Origin of the sequence: Marinobacter sp. CP1, assembly GCF_001266795.1 — a bacterium.
Classification (GTDB): domain Bacteria; phylum Pseudomonadota; class Gammaproteobacteria; order Pseudomonadales; family Oleiphilaceae; genus Marinobacter; species Marinobacter flavimaris.
In genome coordinates this window covers 3,798,819-3,814,893 of record NZ_CP011929.1, presented here as the reverse complement: position 1 = coordinate 3,814,893, position 16,075 = coordinate 3,798,819, and the positions used below count along the sequence as shown (strand labels likewise).

Below are 16,075 nucleotides of genomic sequence, written 5' to 3'. Positions count from 1 at the left end.
TTCAGAGCATTACAGCCTCTGATTGAATCACAAAGTTGCCACGGTTGCTACGAATCAGTCCTTGCGGCTGCTGCGCAGGTTGTCGATGATCGACTCCAGTGCCCGGTCGAAGATCAGACCATCATCCAGCATGCTGATTTTCCCGGATTCCATGTCGGCGGCCAGTTCCTGACGCAGATACTCTGCCACCTTCGCGCCACTGCGATTCACAAAGATATATTTGCCAGTAGCCTTGATAAAGGCCGCAAGCTTACAGCGCACCCGGGTTTCGTCGCGGGTAAGTTCAATCCAGGAACCCACACGCAGGCTTTCGGCCTTTGACAGCCACTCTGGAGATACTGAAGCAGTCTGCGTTTCAGCGTCCGCCTGGGAGGCAGCCTCGCTGACCACAGAAACAGGCACTTCAGGCTCGGCCGGCGCGGGCGTTGCTTTGACAGCGTCTTCGGCTGCCGGCTCAGGGGGCTCGACGGGCTGCTCAGCAGCGGGTTCCGGAACGAGCAGATCCTCTGGTTCCGAAGGTGATTCCGGCCTGGACGGAGCCGTCACCAATCGCTGGAAAACGTCCACATGGGCAAGTTCAAGGTCGCGAATGGCCGCATCGGTGGCAAACGGGTCCCAGGAAATATCCTGCAGTGCCTTGCGAAGGTCGTCCACAATGGCCGGTATTGCCCTCAGCAGATCTGACCTGGTGGTATCAGTGACCGGGCGCGGATCCACACTCCAGACCAACTGCTCGGTCAGGTTCCGGGCGTGCTGCCACCGGTCGCTTTCCTCGCCCTCCCGGAGGACAACCCATTGCAGGTACCGGGTCCAGGCTTCGCTCAGGAGGCCGGCAACCGGTTCGGGTACGTCCCGCTGCTCTGTCAGCTCCTTAACCAGGCCTTCCGCCGCCTGGGACGCCCGCTCCTGTCGAGCCCGCCCTTCTTCAGCATCCCGAAGACGTTGCTCGACGAGCTCACGACGTCGGCGATCGAGATCCATGAAGTGGCTGAAATCTTTCAACAACTCCTCAAACAGAGAGACGTTGGTAGTGAACTCTGTCAGAACCCGATCTACCACCGATTCGATTTTGTCCCGAAGCGGGTCTCTTTGCCCGGCCTTCTTCTCGGTCCAGCCAATGGCCGAAAGTGCCAGCTCGTTAAGCAGTTTTCGAACCGGGTGACCGCCCCGGTTGAAAAAGTTCTTGTCACTAAGCGCCACTTTCAGCACCGGAATCTGCAGGCGCCCGATCAATGCTTTCATCACCGGATGCAGTTGGCGATCTTCCAGAATAAAGTCGAACAGCATGGAAACCAGATTGATCACGTCACTGTCGACCTGCCCAACGCTCAGGCTATTGCCATCGCCGGAACGCAGGATGGGTTGAAGCTGCTCGTTCAGAGGTACAACGGTACCTTCACCCCATTGCCTGCTGCTCGACTGCGCTTCAGTCAAACGGGCCATGAGCCTGTCGGTATCAATGTAGCTTTCGCCGACCGGGGATCCGCCAGTGACAGCATTGGACTCACCGCGATGCAACAGCGCGCTGAGCTCCGAGAAAGTAGCCTGTGACTGAGACATACCCTGACCCTGGCTGGCAGAATCCGCCCGGCCGCTGGCACTGGTCGGCACTGAACTCTCTCCTGACCCACGCTGACCGGAGCGGGAGGGCACCTTGCCGGTGGGCGGTCGTTTCATGTCAGGCATTACGCCTTCACTGATCAAGGTGCGATTGGCTTCTTTGTAGAAATCACCGAGGGTATCGGCAAGCAGGCGATCAAACAGCTTCAGAACCACCAGCTTGGCCCGGATATCAATGTCGAGGTCTGCACAGGCCTCGGCAACACCGCCACAGATGATTTCCGGGCTCAGCGGCATTTGTGCGTCTTTCAGCTCGATGCCCGGCACCAGATGCCCGACCCGGACGGTAAGCAGACGGATCTGTTCGGTATAACGGTTCCGGAGTTTATTTATGAGATTGTCGACTGCCACCTGCTGCTCAAGCTGGGAATGGTCAACGAGGCTGAGAGAGTCCTCGTCAACTTCATCCAGGGACCTGGCACTATGCTGGGGCTGGAACCTGCCGATTTCATTGAAAGCCTGGCTGACATACTGGAGGATCGAGACCACCATGGCCTTGCGACGAAGCCTGAGCTCCCGCATGGCATCAAAGTAGGCGGTCTGGTCGAGGTTGGAGCCGGCTCTGTCGGCGAGTTCAAACAGGGCATCATCGGCACGATCGAAAAAACTGGCAAGAACGGACTTGAGGGACTGACCCGATGCGTCACGCAGGCGCACAAGGGACGCAGGCAAAGAAAACCGGGCGGGCGGTTTCTGGCCTGAAAAGCTGACAACCTTGTTATCGTGCACCATCTCGCTGCTCCGCCTTGTATTACACAATTGCCTGTTTATTTCTCCACTTCACATGATACGAGCTGCCCACGTCAGGTTGTGTCAGAATTTGTCACCTTTTGTGTAGACCTGACGTGCATCACAGTTTAGCAGCCCTGCCCCAAGAGTTTGGCGATTCACCAGCGGCGCTTTAGAATTGGCAGCCTGAAACGCCGACAACCCACTGCACCGGACTTTTTGCCCTATGATTGCCCCTGAACTCCTCCGCCAGGCCAGAATTGAAAACGTTGCCCAGAGTCTGCGGGAGGACATCGGCGATGGCGACATCACGGCCAGACTGATACCCGCCGACAAACAGGCAACAGGGCGGGTAATTACGCGGGAAACCGCCATCGTCGCGGGCAGGGAGTGGGTGGACGAGGTTTTCCGACAGGTGGATCCGGCCGTTGAGCTGAACTGGCAGGTGGCCGATGGAGAGACCGTGTCACCGGATCAGGTGTTGTTTACCATGCAGGGTTCGGCACGAAGCCTGCTGAGCTCCGAACGCGCGGCTCTGAACTGGCTCCAGTCCCTGTCTGGCGTTGCGACCGCCTGCGCGGGCTATGCCGCCCGGGTTGCACACACCGGTGTTCGACTGCTGGATACCCGTAAAACCCTGCCCGGTCTGCGCCTGGCCCAGAAATACGCTGTAACCTGTGGCGGCTGCTTCAATCACCGGATCGGGCTGTGGGATGCCTTCCTGATCAAGGAAAATCACATTGCCGCCTGCGGCTCCATTGCCCAAGCTATTGAAGCCGCCCACCGGATTGCACCGGGCAAACCGGTGGAGGTGGAAACCGAGAACCTTGACGAGCTGGAACAGGCCCTTAAAGCGGGTGCAGACATCATCATGCTGGATGAGTTCTCACTTGAAGACATGCGGACCGCGGTCGCTACCACGGGTGGCAAAGCAAAGCTGGAGGCATCCGGGGGAATCAATGCCGACACCCTGGTGCCGATCGCCGAAACCGGCGTGGACTTCATCTCGATTGGCGCGCTGACCAAGGATTTGAAGGCTGTCGACCTGTCAATGAGACTGGACTGATCACTCCCCGCTAAGCAGGCGATCGATCACCTCCAGCTCCCGAACCAGCCTGCTACCGGACTCCGGTCGCCCCCGGAAATGCTCTTCGGCCATCGGCGCTATGCCGGAGGCCGAGGGCAACGGGTGGTCGTTTTCGATAATGATCTTCATTCTTTCCACAAAGACAAATTGCAGCCACTGGGTAAATTCCAGCGTATCGATGCAAAAGGGCTGCGCACTCTGGAACGCCTCGTCCGGTGGCGGCTCTGACTCCCAGAGCCCCAGCTGCCGCAACTCCATCTCAATGTTCAGAAGGCAGTCCGCAACCTGCCCGACCGGGTTACCGGATTCGGTCATATCAGTCTCGCTTCAATCGTTAAGCGGCTCAAGCTCCACGGTTTCGCCATGCAGAACCCGGAACAGGTCCTCGTACTGGCGCGTCAGCGGGTGCTTGGGTGCCATGTGAATCAGGGGCTGCCGGCTCTGGTGGGACTCTTTCATCTTCACGGAACTTGAGAGACGCACAGGCAGAACCGGCAAGCCCTCCTCGGTAAGCTCCCTGACCAGCTGCTTGGGCAGGCTGGCCCGCGGCTGGAACTGGTTGGCAACAATCCCTTCGACAACAAGATCCTCGTTGTGATCTTCCTGCAGATCACGAATCTCGTTGAGGATGTTGTACAGCGCCTGACGGGAAAAATCGTCACAGTCGAAGGGTATCAGGCAGCGCTGGGCTGCAATCAGGGCAGACCGGGTATAGAAATTGAGCGCCGGCGCGGTATCGATGTAGATCGCATCGAAGGATTCACCCAGTTTTTTCAGGGCTTCCCTCAGCTTGTATATCTTGTGCTTGGCCTCCAGCTTGCGCTCGAGAAAATCCAGCTCCGGGCTGGAGGGCATCACAAACAGGTTCTTGAACGGTGAGGCATGGACAAATTCGTCCGGACGGCGATTGAACACGGTAAAGGCCACCGTCTGCTCCAGCATATCCGCAACGGTGTCCTTGAGCTCGCTGGCAGGCTTGCCCAGCAGATAATGGGTGGAGTTTCCCTGCGGATCAAGATCCACGACCAGGGTGCGCTTTCCACGAGCGGCGCTGATAGCTGCGAGATTGCACGTGATACTGGACTTGCCGACACCGCCTTTCTGGTTGAATACCACCCGTCTCATATTGCCTCTCCCTTGATGAATCCGTTATCGATTTCTGCCCTGCGATGAACCCATTCCAACTCACCACCCCATCACTGTCTTCACAAACGGAATAGTAAGCCGCCGCTGTGCCTGAAGTGAATTTTCATCCAGTATATCCAGAATCCCCAGCAAATCACCGAGCCTTCGGGGCGCCCGGCGCATTATATAGCTGGCCACATCATCCGCCATCACCAGGCCACGTTTCTCGGCACGGGCCCTGAGAATGGTCAGGCGATCCTCATCCCGGTAAATACCCAACTGGATGATCAGCCCGTGACTGAATCTGGAGACCAGATCCGGCAACTCAAAGGGCAAACTGGCCGGCAAATCGGCCAGACTCACCAGCAAGAGGCCGCCTCGATCGAGAATCCGGTTATAGAGATGAAAAATGGCCTCTTCCCAGACCCGCTGGCCTGCGATGCGGTCGACATCGTCAAGACAGACGATCTCATGGGTCTCAAGCCCCGACAAGGCATCGGGACCAAAAGGCTCTAGCTCTGCGATGCTGATACACACCGCTGCCCTGCCCTGCTTTTCGCCCAGGTGGCACACTGCCTGTAGAAGATGGCTCTTGCCGGTATCGGCATCACCGCACAGAACAACGACAGGCATATCATCAGGTTGCTGACAAACGCTTTCAAGACGCTGGGCTGCGCTCGTGTTCCGGTCGCCATGGAAATTGTCGAATCGGGCGTCGTCACGCAGCTTGACCCCGAGCACCAACTGGGATGCGGTCATGGCCGGGTAGCCCTCCAGGCCCGCAAGCCCCACACAAACAGGTAATGCGCCCCGCTGAACACGGTGGAAACAGCCACCAGGATAATGCCGGCATCCACCACCCAGGGCTGCATCGGCAGGTCCGCCAGAAGCACGATGATGGCCAGGGCTACAAGAATCTGGATAAACGTATTGATCTTGCCGGGAATGCTGGGCTCCATATCGTATCGACCAACCTTGTAGTGGTAGGCCAGAGCGCCGACCACAATCAGCAGATCACGCCCCAACACCAGCAGAAACAGCCACACGGGCAGAACCTCGGTGAGAGTAAGCATCAGGTACGCGGTGATCAACAAGGCCTTGTCGGCGAGAGGATCTGCAATTGCACCAAGCCTGGAACGCCAATTGAAATGGCGGGCAAGGAAGCCGTCAACCGCGTCTGTGCCGGCGGCCAGAAAGAATATCAGCAACGCCCGGCGATAATCTCCGATCAGTAACGCTCCCGCGAAGGGAGCGATCAGAAGAATGCGCAGGAACGTCAGGGCATTGGGAATCCAGCGCCAGCGGTGCAAATTCAAAAGACTCCCTCCGGTTACACCTTATTCGCCGCCATCGCTCCCGATGACAGAAGACGGTTGCCAACGATAATACAGAACCTGGTACAGGGATTCGAACGCTTCCCTGGCATCTTCCTCATCGACGGGCACCGGCTGATAGGTAAACAGGGCAGTCTCTTCAGACGCCTCCGCAGAGGTTTGCTGATCCGGGCCAGCCGGCTGCGATACCTCGCTCTCGAGCGCCTCTTGCGGGTTCGGCCCAGACGACGCCACCTGGTCCTCTGCTGTGCGGGCGGTAACCGGAGGTTCTGCCGGAACGTCGGCCTCCATTGGAACGAAGCGCGGATCCAGGGCGATGTACTCCCGCAGCTGGTCCAGCTCACCGGAGAAAGCCACCCGCAGGGTCAGTTGCTCGTCCCGTACCCGATGGGCACCAACGCTAACCACGGGGGTCAGTCCTTCCAGCACCTTATTGGCGCCGGCATAGTCTTCAAGCGACGTAACGCCACGCAGCACAATGTCCACCTGGGGCGAATCGCCCACTTCCGACGCAGCAACCGCGTATCGGCTGGCGTATAACTCCGCCCAGCGGTTTATCGTCGCCTCCGCCAGCGCTTCCGGGGTATCGGCGGTTACCGACTCTTCCCCGGCATTCATGGCCATACCATCGAAGACCCAGCCGGCACGCCATTGCCCGCCAGCACGGCTGACCCGCACCAAAGCGAGCACATCATGGTCCAGATTCCCGGATGCAGACTTCACCCGACCAATAAACTGCCCCCAGATATCCGAGAGCAATTCGCTGTCAGAGCTGAAATCTGACGGGGGCAGCGCCACGGGCAAGCCACGCTTTCTGGCCGCCTCATCGAACGCAGCCCTCCAGGCTCCTGCGTCTTCCTGACCAGAGCCGGCCCCGGGCCGTGTTACGAGTGTTCTCGAGCCACGATCCTCGGCAGCAATCCAGGCCAGTGTGAGCGGTCTGTTGGCACCCCACACCGGCGCATCAATTGCAGCCAGCGCGCGATTCACGCCAACCGCTCCGAAGGACATGCTCAGAACACTCTGGCCGGACTCGCCACGGGCAACCTGATAGGAAAGAAGTAACGACTCGGCATCGGACAGCAGGGCTTCAACGCCCTCCATCGCCAGTACGTCTCGGGTACCGGAAACCCTTACCAGTACCTGGCTCAGCCCGTCTGCATATCCCTGGGCGAGTTGACCCGACGAGGACCCTTCCACTGGCACCTTTGCCGAATAGAGACCGGAAACCGTCACGGCACTCGCCTGGGCGGAAAACCCAGACAGCAGAACGGTGAACAACGCAACTACCCACGTCCCGGATAAAGACCTGTGTGCCGGCTTTTGCCCTGATACTGACATGAAACACCCTGCAATTCGCATGAATGGCGCATAGGATACACCATGCCCCAGGGTGTGAGTAGCGGCCCCGGATTTCGGAAAAGCAATATACATTTGGAGCGCCACACCGCACCTGTTAAAATCCGCCGCCTGACCCACTGGCCAACGGTTAAGTACACCATGAGCGAACAGAAGCCCTCCCTGACCTACCGCGATGCTGGCGTAGATATTGATGCCGGCAATGAACTCGTCAGCCGAATCAAGGACACCGCCGCGCGCACCCGCCGCCCCGAGGTTCTTGGCGGTCTCGGCGGCTTCGGCGCCATGGTCTCCATCCCCGCCGGATATAACGAACCGGTTCTGGTTTCCGGCACCGACGGAGTGGGCACAAAGCTCAGACTGGCCATGCAACTGGACAAGCACGACAGCATCGGCATCGACCTGGTCGCCATGTGCGTGAACGATCTGGTTGTCGGCGGCGCTGAACCGCTTTTCTTCCTCGACTACTACGCGACCGGCAAGCTGAACGTAGACGTTGCCACTCAGGTGGTTGCCGGAATCGGCGAGGGCTGCGAGCAGGCTGGCTGTGCGCTGGTCGGCGGTGAAACCGCTGAAATGCCGGGCATGTACGAAGGCGACGACTACGATCTGGCTGGCTTCTGCGTAGGCGTTGCCGAACGCAGCGAGATTATTGACGGCGGCCGCGTCCAGGCCGGAGACGTGCTGATTGCCCTGGGCTCTTCCGGCCCTCACTCCAACGGCTACTCCCTTATCCGGAAAATTCTGGAAGTCAGCAACGCTGACCTTGAGCAGCCAATGGGCGACACCACCCTGGCCAACGCTTTGATGGCACCGACTCGAATCTACGTAAAGAATCTTCTGCAGCTGATTCGCGAAGTCGACGTTCGCGCCCTCTCCCACATCACTGGTGGTGGCCTGCCGGAAAATATTCCCAGGGTGCTGCCGAACGGCACCATCGCTGCCATCGATACCAACAGCTGGTCATTGCCCCCGGTATTCCAGTGGCTCAAGGACAACGGCGGCGTTGCCACTGAAGAGATGTACCGCACCTTTAACTGTGGTATCGGCATGATTGTCTGCGTGCCTGCCAACCAGAGGGAGCTGGCCCTGGATACCCTGAAAGCCCTGGGCGAGCATGCCTGGCAGGTAGGCCTGATCGAACGTGCCGATGACGAACAGGCAGATGCCTGCGTTCGCTATGCACCGGGGCTGCTGTCGGCATGAAGGCAGATCAGACCCCGTTACCGAAAATCCTGGTGCTCGCCTCCGGAAGCGGCACCAACCTTCAGGCACTGATTGACGCCACCCGGGAGCGGGATTTTCCCGGGCAGATCATTGCCGTTGGCTGCAACCAGCCCGGCGCGTTTGCCCTTGAGCGCGCGGCCCAGGCCAATATCGAAACCTTTGTGGTAAACCACAAGAATTTCGAATCCCGGGATGAGTTTGATGCCTCCCTGATGGCGGAAATCCTCCGATACAATCCGGATCTGATTGTCCTGGCAGGCTTCATGCGTATTCTGACCACGGATTTTGTTCGGGCATTCCGGGGCAAGATGCTGAACATTCACCCGTCCCTGTTGCCGAAGTACACCGGGCTGAATACTCACCGTCGTGCACTGGAAGCGGGCGATACCGTACATGGCGTTTCCATCCACTTCGTTACCGAAGAGCTGGATGGCGGCCCCGTGATTGCCCAGGCAGAAGTGGCGATTGTTTCCGATGACACGCCAGAAAGCCTCGCGGAGAAGGTACAGGCCAAGGAACACATTCTCTACCCCATTGTTGTGCGCTGGTTCTGTGAGGGCCGGATTCAACTGGGTAGCGATTATGTGTTGTTCGACGGCGAACCCTTGAACGCTCCGATGCGCTTGCCGGACAACTGAGGCATCGCCTGAACGAATTGTCATCCCCGCATCCTGCCCGAGCAGCTACACTGTCGCCATTGATGACGGTAATTGTTCGGGTTTAACAAGATGCTTTCACGACGTCTCATCAGATTTGGTTGCGCCGCACTGCTGGCCTGTCTCGGCATTCTCGCCGGACCGGTCACACTGCATGCCGAGACCGAAGCGGACCTGACCCCCTTCGAGGCCAGCTATACCGCAGCCATGGAGAAGGGTCTCTCTCTCAATGGCACCGCAAAACGCACACTCTCCTCCCAGGGCAACGATGTCTGGCTGTACCGCACGGATGTCGACTCCTTCATTGTCAGCATCGATGAATCGCTGGTATTCCGCTGGGAGGACGGGCACGTCATACCCATGCGATACCGATACCGCTTATCCGGTTTCCTGATCAGCGACCGCAAGAACTCTATCGACTTCGACTGGTCCGCAGGCGTCGCAACCGGGGAATACAAGGGAAAGCCCTTCGAACTGGCGCTGGAAGAAGGCCTCCTGGATCCGCTGGGCTACCAGCTTCAGCTGCACCAGGACATCAAGAATGGCAAGCGGGAAATGACCTATCGGGTGCTCGACGGTAATTCTATCGACACCGATCGCTTCGCGGTGATCAATGGCGAGAATATGAGCACCGGCAACAAACAGAGCGCCACCCTGAAGGCGGAGAAGGTTCGCGAGGATTCCAAGCGCCAGACGCTGATGTGGTTCTCGCCGGAGCAGAATTTCCTGCTAGTCCGCCTCAGGCAGGTTGAGCCGGACGGCAGCACCTACGAATTGAAACTCAAGGAAGCAGAGTTCGAGCGCTAGACCTCACGCCCGGCCTCGCGCCACACGGCCTTGACCTCATCGGCAATGATCCGGAGGCCCTCGGCAACCCGATCGTCGTCCTGGGAGTAGGTCACGCGCAGACACTCATGCCGGTGCCTCCAGCCATCTTCCGGTAATCCGGGAAAGAAATAGTGTCCGGAAACGACCAGAACCCCTCGGCTCTTCAACCGCTGATACAGCTCAAGGCTGCAGATCGGCAGATCCGGGAACCAGAGCCACAGGAACATGGCGCCCTCGGGCTTGTGCACATACCAGCGGCAGCTGTCCTCTCCCATGGCCTCCCGGAACGCGGATACCGCCCGTTCCATCTTCGCCTTGTAGAACGGGCAAACCACATCCCTGCTCAGGGACAATATTTCGCCGGAACGAACCAGAGGCTCGGCCAGCATGGCGCCAAAACTGCCCGTGGCCAGGTTCATAATGGCATTAATGCCTGACAACGCCTTGATCACCGGCTCGGCGGCAATCACGATTCCGGTCCGCGCTGCCGGCAAACCAAGCTTCGAGAGGCTCAGGCAGAGGATGATCTGGTCGTTCCAGGTGGGTGTTGCATCAACGAACAGCAAGCTCGGAAATGGTGTGCCATACGCGCCATCGACGATCAGTGGTATGTCGTGTTGGCGGGCGAGCTCTTCAAGCCGGGCAAGCTCTTCGTCAGTAACGACGTTACCGGTCGGATTGGTGGGACGTGACACACAGATAGCGCCGGTCTCACCGGTAACCTCTACGGCATCAAAATCCACCCGGTATTTGAACTCGTGGGCGTCGGTGAACGAGATGTCCGGCTGCACCGCATGGAACAGGCCCGGTTCAATGCCAGCGTCAGCGTAGCCGATGTACTCGGGCGCAAGCGGCAAAAGAATATGCTTGCGGTTACCGTCGCCGTAGTCTCCGCCAAACATGTTGAACAACATGAAGAAGGCCGCCTGGCTGCCGTTGGTCAGGGCGATATTCTCAGGTTTCAGGCCCCAGCCATATTCGCGGTTGAGCAGCTCGGCGAGCGAGGCGATAAACTGCTTTTCCCCCTGAGGCGGATCGTAGATGCCGACCAGACGGCGAACATCGCCCTCGTTACGACTCATATCCGCGAGAATTTCCTGTACTCTCTGCTGGATCTCGGGAATATGCCCGGGATTTCCCCCGCCCATCATGATCATGTCGTCGCCGGATGCCATGGCGTTACCCAGGTCATCCATGAGGGACGTGATACCGGCATCGGCGGTGAACTTGCGACCAAAAGCAGAGAGTTTCATGGGATAAAATCCATCTGACCTATTCTGAATACAACGGGTAATACCGAAAGTGTAGCTTGCTCGCTCCCCAACGTTTATTCGGTGAGCGAAATGCCAAGGTTACTGACGCCCTCGTTGGCTGCATCCTCCCGGAGACGGGCCACGAACTGATCGGTTGGCGTGCGTTGGCGCTTCAGCTCCAGGATCAGGTCCCGCTGGAAGGTTTTGTCTTCTTTCATCAACGGGTGATGATCAAGCAGACGGACGAGCTCGTCTTCCTCGAGGTCTTCCCCTTCGGACAGCTCAATAAAGTTCATCACGGTTCCGGTCGCCATCTGTGACGCATCGGTAGCGCGGTGTTTGGAGGGGTTCAGGCGGTTCAGCAGCGCCTGCTCCAGTAGCTGACAGAAGTCGAAGGCCGGGTAAACACCGTAGGCGTCGTAGGCGTCCACGTCCGGCGACAGGGTTTCCAGTTTGGCGAGCAACTGCGGGATCGCCGATTCGGAGACGTCTTTTTGGAGCAAGTCCCAGCCAAGATCGAGAAGCTGGCGCATTTTGGCACCGGTCTTCAGGCCCATGGCATCGGCAAACAGGGCGTAGTTCGGGAATGAGCGCTCAGCCAGAGCGAGCAGGAAGGCGCATTCGCGCCATCCCTGCAGTTGTGAAACGGCTTTCAGGAACTGGTTGGCGTTCATGTCCTGGGCAGGGTCACGCCGGTCTGGCCAAGATATTTGCCACCCCGGTCTTTGTAGCTGGTTTCACAGATCTCGTCGGATTCAAAGAAGAGCATCTGGGCGACGCCTTCGTTGGCGTAGATCTTCGCCGGCAGGTTGGTGGTGTTAGAGAATTCCAGCGTAACCTGGCCTTCCCATTCTGGTTCCAGCGGGGTGACGTTGACGATGATGCCGCAACGCGCATAGGTGGACTTGCCCAGGCAGATGGTCAGGACGCTTCGTGGAATGCGGAAGTATTCAACGGTGCGGGCCAGTGCAAAGGAGTTCGGCGGGATGATGCAGACGTCGCCGGTGTAGTTGACGAAGCTGTTTTCGTCGAAGTTCTTCGGGTCCACGGTGGCGGAGTGGACGTTGGTGAAGATTTTGAATTCGTTGCTGCAGCGTACGTCGTAGCCGTAGCTGGAGGTGCCGTAGGAGATCACGCGGCCTTTTTCGGTTTCACGAACCTGTCCGCTTTCGAACGGTTCGATCATGCCGTGTTGTTCGGACATCCGGCGAATCCACTTGTCGGATTTGATGCTCATTGGCGAAGTCTCGTATCCACTGGGAAAATTGGGGCGTAGTTTACCTGTTCCCTTGGGGTCTGTCGAAGCCCTAACATCGAGTTCCGCGGCTGGTGTCTCAGACCTCCAGATTGGCGGGCTGCGGCCATAGGAACCGTCTTCCAAAAACCGCTACGAGCACATCCATGTGCGCTTGACGAAGGCCATCCTTGGCCTTCGACATTTTTGGAAGACGGCCCCTATGCCCGCGAACTTACCTTGGTCAAGAACTCCGCGAGATTGAGCGTATCAGTGCTCGGTCACTGAAACGCTTGAGATCGAACCGGAGAGGTTCCGCTCGCGGGTCGAGAGCTCGGCCCCTACCCTTCTTGCGATATCCCGGTAACGACGGGCCACTTCGGAATCCGGTTCGGCGATCACCGAGGGGGTGCCGCCATCGGTTTGTTCGCGGATGGTCATGTGCAGGGGCAGCTGGCCGAGGAGCGTTGTGTCGTATTCCTGGGCAATGCGTTCGCCGCCGCCGTGGCCGAAGAGGGGCTCTTCGTGGCCGCAGTTGCTGCAGATGTGGACGCTCATGTTTTCGACAACGCCCAACACGGGGATGTCGACTTTGCGGAACATTTCGATGCCTTTCTTGCCGTCCAGCAAAGCGATGTCCTGGGGTGTGGTGACGATGACCGCGCCGGTTACCGGGACTTTCTGGGCCAGGGTGAGCTGGATGTCGCCGGTGCCGGGGGGCATGTCGACGATGAGGTAGTCGAGTTCATTCCAGAGGGTCTGCTGGAGCAATTGCATCACGGCGCCACTGACCATGGGGCCGCGCCAGACCATGGGGGTTTTCTCGGTAACGACAAAAGCCATGGAGTTGGCCTGGAGGCCGTGGGCATCCATGGGGACGAAGTATTTGTTTTCGCGGGTGTCCGGGCGTTTGCCTTCGGGCACGCCGAGCATCATGCCGATGCTGGGGCCGTAGATGTCGGCGTCGAGGATGCCAACCCGTGCGCCTTCGGCCTGGAGTGCCAAAGCCAGGTTGACGGCAGTGGTGGATTTACCGACGCCACCCTTGCCCGACGCGACAGCGATGATGTTTTTCACGCCGGGTACTGCGGGCAGGTCTTTCTGGACTTTGTAGGAGTGGATTTTCTGGCCCACGTGGACGTCCACATTTTCGACACCGGCGACGTCTTCCAGAGCATTACCGACAAGCTGCTTGAGGGCACCTGCAATGCCTTTCGAGGGGTATGGCAGCTCGACCATGAGGGTGACGTTTCCGCGCTCGTCGGCGTTCAGGGATTTTACGGCACCCAGTTGGTAGAGGTCCTTGTTGAGGTAAGGATCACGGTACTCGCGAACCGCTGATTGCAGGGCCTGCTCAGAAATCTGTGTCATCGGGTTCTCCGGAATAAGCTCATGCTCGATTTTAAGCACGGAAACAGGTGATTCGGGTGAAAATTATCTGCTCGGAAGGTATCATCTGTGCCCGTTTCTGACCATATGGGGTCTTTACCTGGGGCAATCAATCAAGACAGCCACCAGTTCCCCGTTTTGTCTTTCCAACCCGTGTCAACATAAGGTTCGGACATCACCATGACGCAAGCGAGCAAGCAACAGCGCGATATTCTGGTTACCAGCGCCCTGCCGTACGCCAACGGCCCTATCCATCTCGGGCACCTGCTGGAATACATTCAGACCGATATCTGGGTACGCTACCAGAAGATGCGGGGCCAGAATTGTTTCTACGTTTGCGCCGACGATGCCCATGGCACCGCCATTATGCTCCGCGCCGAGCGGGAGGGTATTACGTCCGAGCAGCTGATCGACCGGATCCGTGAGGAGCACCAGGAAGATTTCGCCGGGTTCCACATCCGCTTTGACAACTATTACACCACGCATTCCGAAGAGAACCGCCAGTTCTCGGAGTACATCTACCGTCAGTTGCAGGAAAACGGGCACATTGCCACGCGCAAGATCATCCAGTCCTACGACCCGGAAAAGAACATGTTCCTGGCGGACCGGTTTATCAAGGGTACGTGCCCGAAATGCAAAACCGAGGATCAGTACGGGGACAACTGTGAAGCCTGTGGCGCTACCTACACGCCGGCGGAGCTGATCAACCCGCGCTCGGCCGTGTCCGGGGCGACGCCCATCGAGAAGGAGTCCGAGCACTATTTCTTCAAGCTGCCGGACTTTGCCGATTTCCTGGCTAAATGGACCCGTAGCGGCACATTGCAGCCACAGGTGGCAAACAAGCTGGCTGAGTGGCTGGATGCCGGGCTGCAGGAGTGGGATATCAGCCGCGATGCGCCCTACTTCGGCTTCGAGATTCCGGATGCGCCGGGTAAATACTTCTATGTCTGGCTGGACGCTCCTATTGGCTACCTCGCCAGTTTCAAGAACCTGTGCAACCGGGAAGGCATCGATTTCGAGCACTTCTGGAAGGCCGATTCCACCGCCGAGGTGTACCACTTCATCGGCAAGGACATCATCAACTTCCACGCCCTGTTCTGGCCATCCATGCTGCACGATGCCGGTTTCCGCACGCCAACGGCGGTCTGGGCCCATGGCTTTGTGACCGTGAACGGCAAGAAGATGTCCAAGTCCCGTGGCACCTTTATCATGGCCCGCACCTATCTGGACCACCTGAATCCGGAATACCTGCGTTACTACTTCGCGGCCAAACTGACCGGCAGTGTCGATGATATGGACCTGAACCTGGAAGACTTTGCTGCCCGGGTAAACTCGGATCTGGTGGGCAAGGTCGTGAACATCGCCAGCCGCAGCGCCGGTTTCATCACCAAGCGCTTCGACGGTCAGCTTGGCCAGGTTACCGAGCATGCCAAACTGAAGGAATTCATCGAAGCTGGCAAAGAGATCGAGGAGTTCTACGAAGCCCGTGAGTTCGGCCGCGCCATGCGCCGGATCATGGAACTGGCCGACATTGCCAACCAGTACGTCAATGACGAGCAGCCCTGGGTGATCGCCAGGCAGGAAGGCCAGGATGGGAATCTTCAGGCTATCTGCACCAACGCCATCAACATGTTCCACCTGCTGATGACCTACCTGGCACCGGTACTACCGGAAACCGCCAAGGCCTCCGAGGCGTTCCTGAATGCGCCGCTGGACTGGAACAAACGCGCAGAACGCCTCGAGAACCATGGCATCAACAAGTTCAAGCCGTTGATGAACCGTGTCGACATGGCTCAGATTGAGAAAATGCTGGATGCCTCAAAAGAGGAACTGCCCGCAGCAACCGGAAAGCCGGCGCCTGCTGCCAAGGCTGAGCCGATCGCCGACGAGATCGAATTCGGGGAATTCGCGAAAGTGGATCTCAGGGTCGTTAAAATAGTGAAAGCCGAACAGGTTGAAGGCGCTGACAAGCTCCTTCGCCTCACCCTTGACGTGGGGCACGGCGACCGCAACGTGTTTGCTGGTATCAAGTCTGCTTACAGGCCGGAAGATCTTGAGGGCCGCCTGACCGTGATGGTTGCCAACCTCAAGCCCCGGAAAATGAAGTTCGGCATGTCCGAGGGCATGGTTCTGGCAGCGGGGCCCGGTGGCAAGGACCTCTTTATCCTGTCTCCGGATTCCGGTGCCACGCCCGGCATGCGGATCATGTAACGGCCGGCAGCCGGGTCAATGGA

15 protein-coding genes are annotated in these 16,075 nt (G+C 58.4%); 5 read left to right on the top strand and 10 right to left on the bottom strand.

The window, feature by feature from the left end; translation table 11 throughout:
- Positions 1-54: 54 nt before the first annotated feature.
- The gene (locus ACP86_RS17545; RefSeq protein ID WP_053114920.1) at positions 55-2,352 is read right to left on the bottom strand and encodes a DUF1631 domain-containing protein; all 2,298 of its coding nucleotides are present in this window, start codon (positions 2,350-2,352) and stop codon (positions 55-57) included.
- 223 nt (positions 2,353-2,575) lie between these two features.
- Here ACP86_RS17545 and nadC point away from each other — a divergent pair, with 223 nt between their 5' ends.
- Positions 2,576-3,415 (top strand): carboxylating nicotinate-nucleotide diphosphorylase, encoded by an 840-nt coding sequence (gene nadC, locus ACP86_RS17540; protein ID WP_053114919.1) that lies wholly within the window; start codon positions 2,576-2,578, stop codon positions 3,413-3,415.
- Here the strand turns inward: nadC and ACP86_RS17535 are convergent, their stop codons facing one another.
- The 5 genes from ACP86_RS17535 to ACP86_RS17515 are packed head-to-tail and all read right to left on the bottom strand — an operon-like array spanning position 3,416 to position 7,176.
- Entirely contained in the window at positions 3,416-3,751 is a 336-nt protein-coding gene (locus ACP86_RS17535) for a YqcC family protein (RefSeq protein ID WP_008172829.1), read from the bottom strand.
- A gap of 12 nt (positions 3,752-3,763) precedes the next feature.
- Positions 3,764-4,561, bottom strand: a complete 798-nt coding sequence (locus tag ACP86_RS17530) for a ParA family protein (protein ID WP_008172831.1) — start codon at positions 4,559-4,561, stop codon at positions 3,764-3,766.
- 60 nt (positions 4,562-4,621) lie between these two features.
- Complete coding sequence (gene hda, locus ACP86_RS17525) at positions 4,622-5,320, bottom strand: DnaA regulatory inactivator Hda (protein WP_008172833.1); 699 nt, start codon at positions 5,318-5,320, stop codon at positions 4,622-4,624.
- Positions 5,317-5,877 carry a CDP-alcohol phosphatidyltransferase family protein gene (locus tag ACP86_RS17520; protein WP_175497385.1) on the bottom strand — a complete coding sequence of 187 codons (561 nt, stop codon included), beginning with the start codon at positions 5,875-5,877 and terminating at the stop codon, positions 5,317-5,319. Before ACP86_RS17520 ends, hda begins: the two co-directional genes overlap by 4 nt.
- A 21-nt stretch (positions 5,878-5,898) precedes the next feature.
- Positions 5,899-7,176 (bottom strand): DUF2066 domain-containing protein, encoded by a 1,278-nt coding sequence (locus ACP86_RS17515; protein ID WP_094182486.1) that lies wholly within the window; start codon positions 7,174-7,176, stop codon positions 5,899-5,901.
- A 219-nt stretch (positions 7,177-7,395) separates the two neighbouring features.
- Here ACP86_RS17515 and purM point away from each other — a divergent pair, with 219 nt between their 5' ends.
- The 3 genes from purM (at position 7,396) to ACP86_RS17500 (ending at position 9,944) form a co-directional block, all read left to right on the top strand.
- Positions 7,396-8,460: a phosphoribosylformylglycinamidine cyclo-ligase gene (purM, locus tag ACP86_RS17510; protein WP_053115563.1), complete on the top strand. Its 1,065-nt coding sequence runs from the start codon at positions 7,396-7,398 to the stop codon at positions 8,458-8,460.
- The gene (purN, locus tag ACP86_RS17505) at positions 8,457-9,119 is read left to right on the top strand and encodes a phosphoribosylglycinamide formyltransferase (protein WP_053114917.1); all 663 of its coding nucleotides are present in this window, start codon (positions 8,457-8,459) and stop codon (positions 9,117-9,119) included. Before purM ends, purN begins: the two co-directional genes overlap by 4 nt.
- A 90-nt stretch (positions 9,120-9,209) precedes the next feature.
- On the top strand, positions 9,210-9,944 hold the full coding sequence (locus tag ACP86_RS17500) for a DUF3108 domain-containing protein (RefSeq protein WP_008172842.1): 735 nt from the start codon (positions 9,210-9,212) through the stop codon (positions 9,942-9,944).
- On the opposite strand, the gene ACP86_RS17495 is transcribed toward ACP86_RS17500, so the two are convergent.
- From ACP86_RS17495 to apbC, 4 genes are all read right to left on the bottom strand, one after another.
- On the bottom strand, positions 9,941-11,218 hold the full coding sequence (locus ACP86_RS17495; protein ID WP_053114916.1) for a valine--pyruvate transaminase: 1,278 nt from the start codon (positions 11,216-11,218) through the stop codon (positions 9,941-9,943). The genes ACP86_RS17500 and ACP86_RS17495 overlap by 4 nt on opposite strands.
- Before the next feature lie 74 nt (positions 11,219-11,292).
- The gene (locus ACP86_RS17490) at positions 11,293-11,892 is read right to left on the bottom strand and encodes a YjaG family protein (RefSeq protein ID WP_008172846.1); all 600 of its coding nucleotides are present in this window, start codon (positions 11,890-11,892) and stop codon (positions 11,293-11,295) included.
- Positions 11,889-12,455 carry a dCTP deaminase gene (dcd, locus tag ACP86_RS17485; RefSeq protein WP_008172848.1) on the bottom strand — a complete coding sequence of 189 codons (567 nt, stop codon included), beginning with the start codon at positions 12,453-12,455 and terminating at the stop codon, positions 11,889-11,891. The genes ACP86_RS17490 and dcd overlap by 4 nt, the downstream gene beginning before the upstream one ends.
- Before the next feature lie 267 nt (positions 12,456-12,722).
- Positions 12,723-13,823, bottom strand: coding sequence for an iron-sulfur cluster carrier protein ApbC (gene apbC / locus ACP86_RS17480; protein WP_053114915.1), 1,101 nt, complete (start codon positions 13,821-13,823; stop codon positions 12,723-12,725).
- A 198-nt stretch (positions 13,824-14,021) separates the two neighbouring features.
- Between apbC and metG the strand changes: the two genes are divergently transcribed.
- Positions 14,022-16,052, top strand: a complete 2,031-nt coding sequence (metG, locus tag ACP86_RS17475) for a methionine--tRNA ligase (protein WP_053114914.1) — start codon at positions 14,022-14,024, stop codon at positions 16,050-16,052.
- The last annotated feature ends 23 nt before the right edge of the window (positions 16,053-16,075 follow it).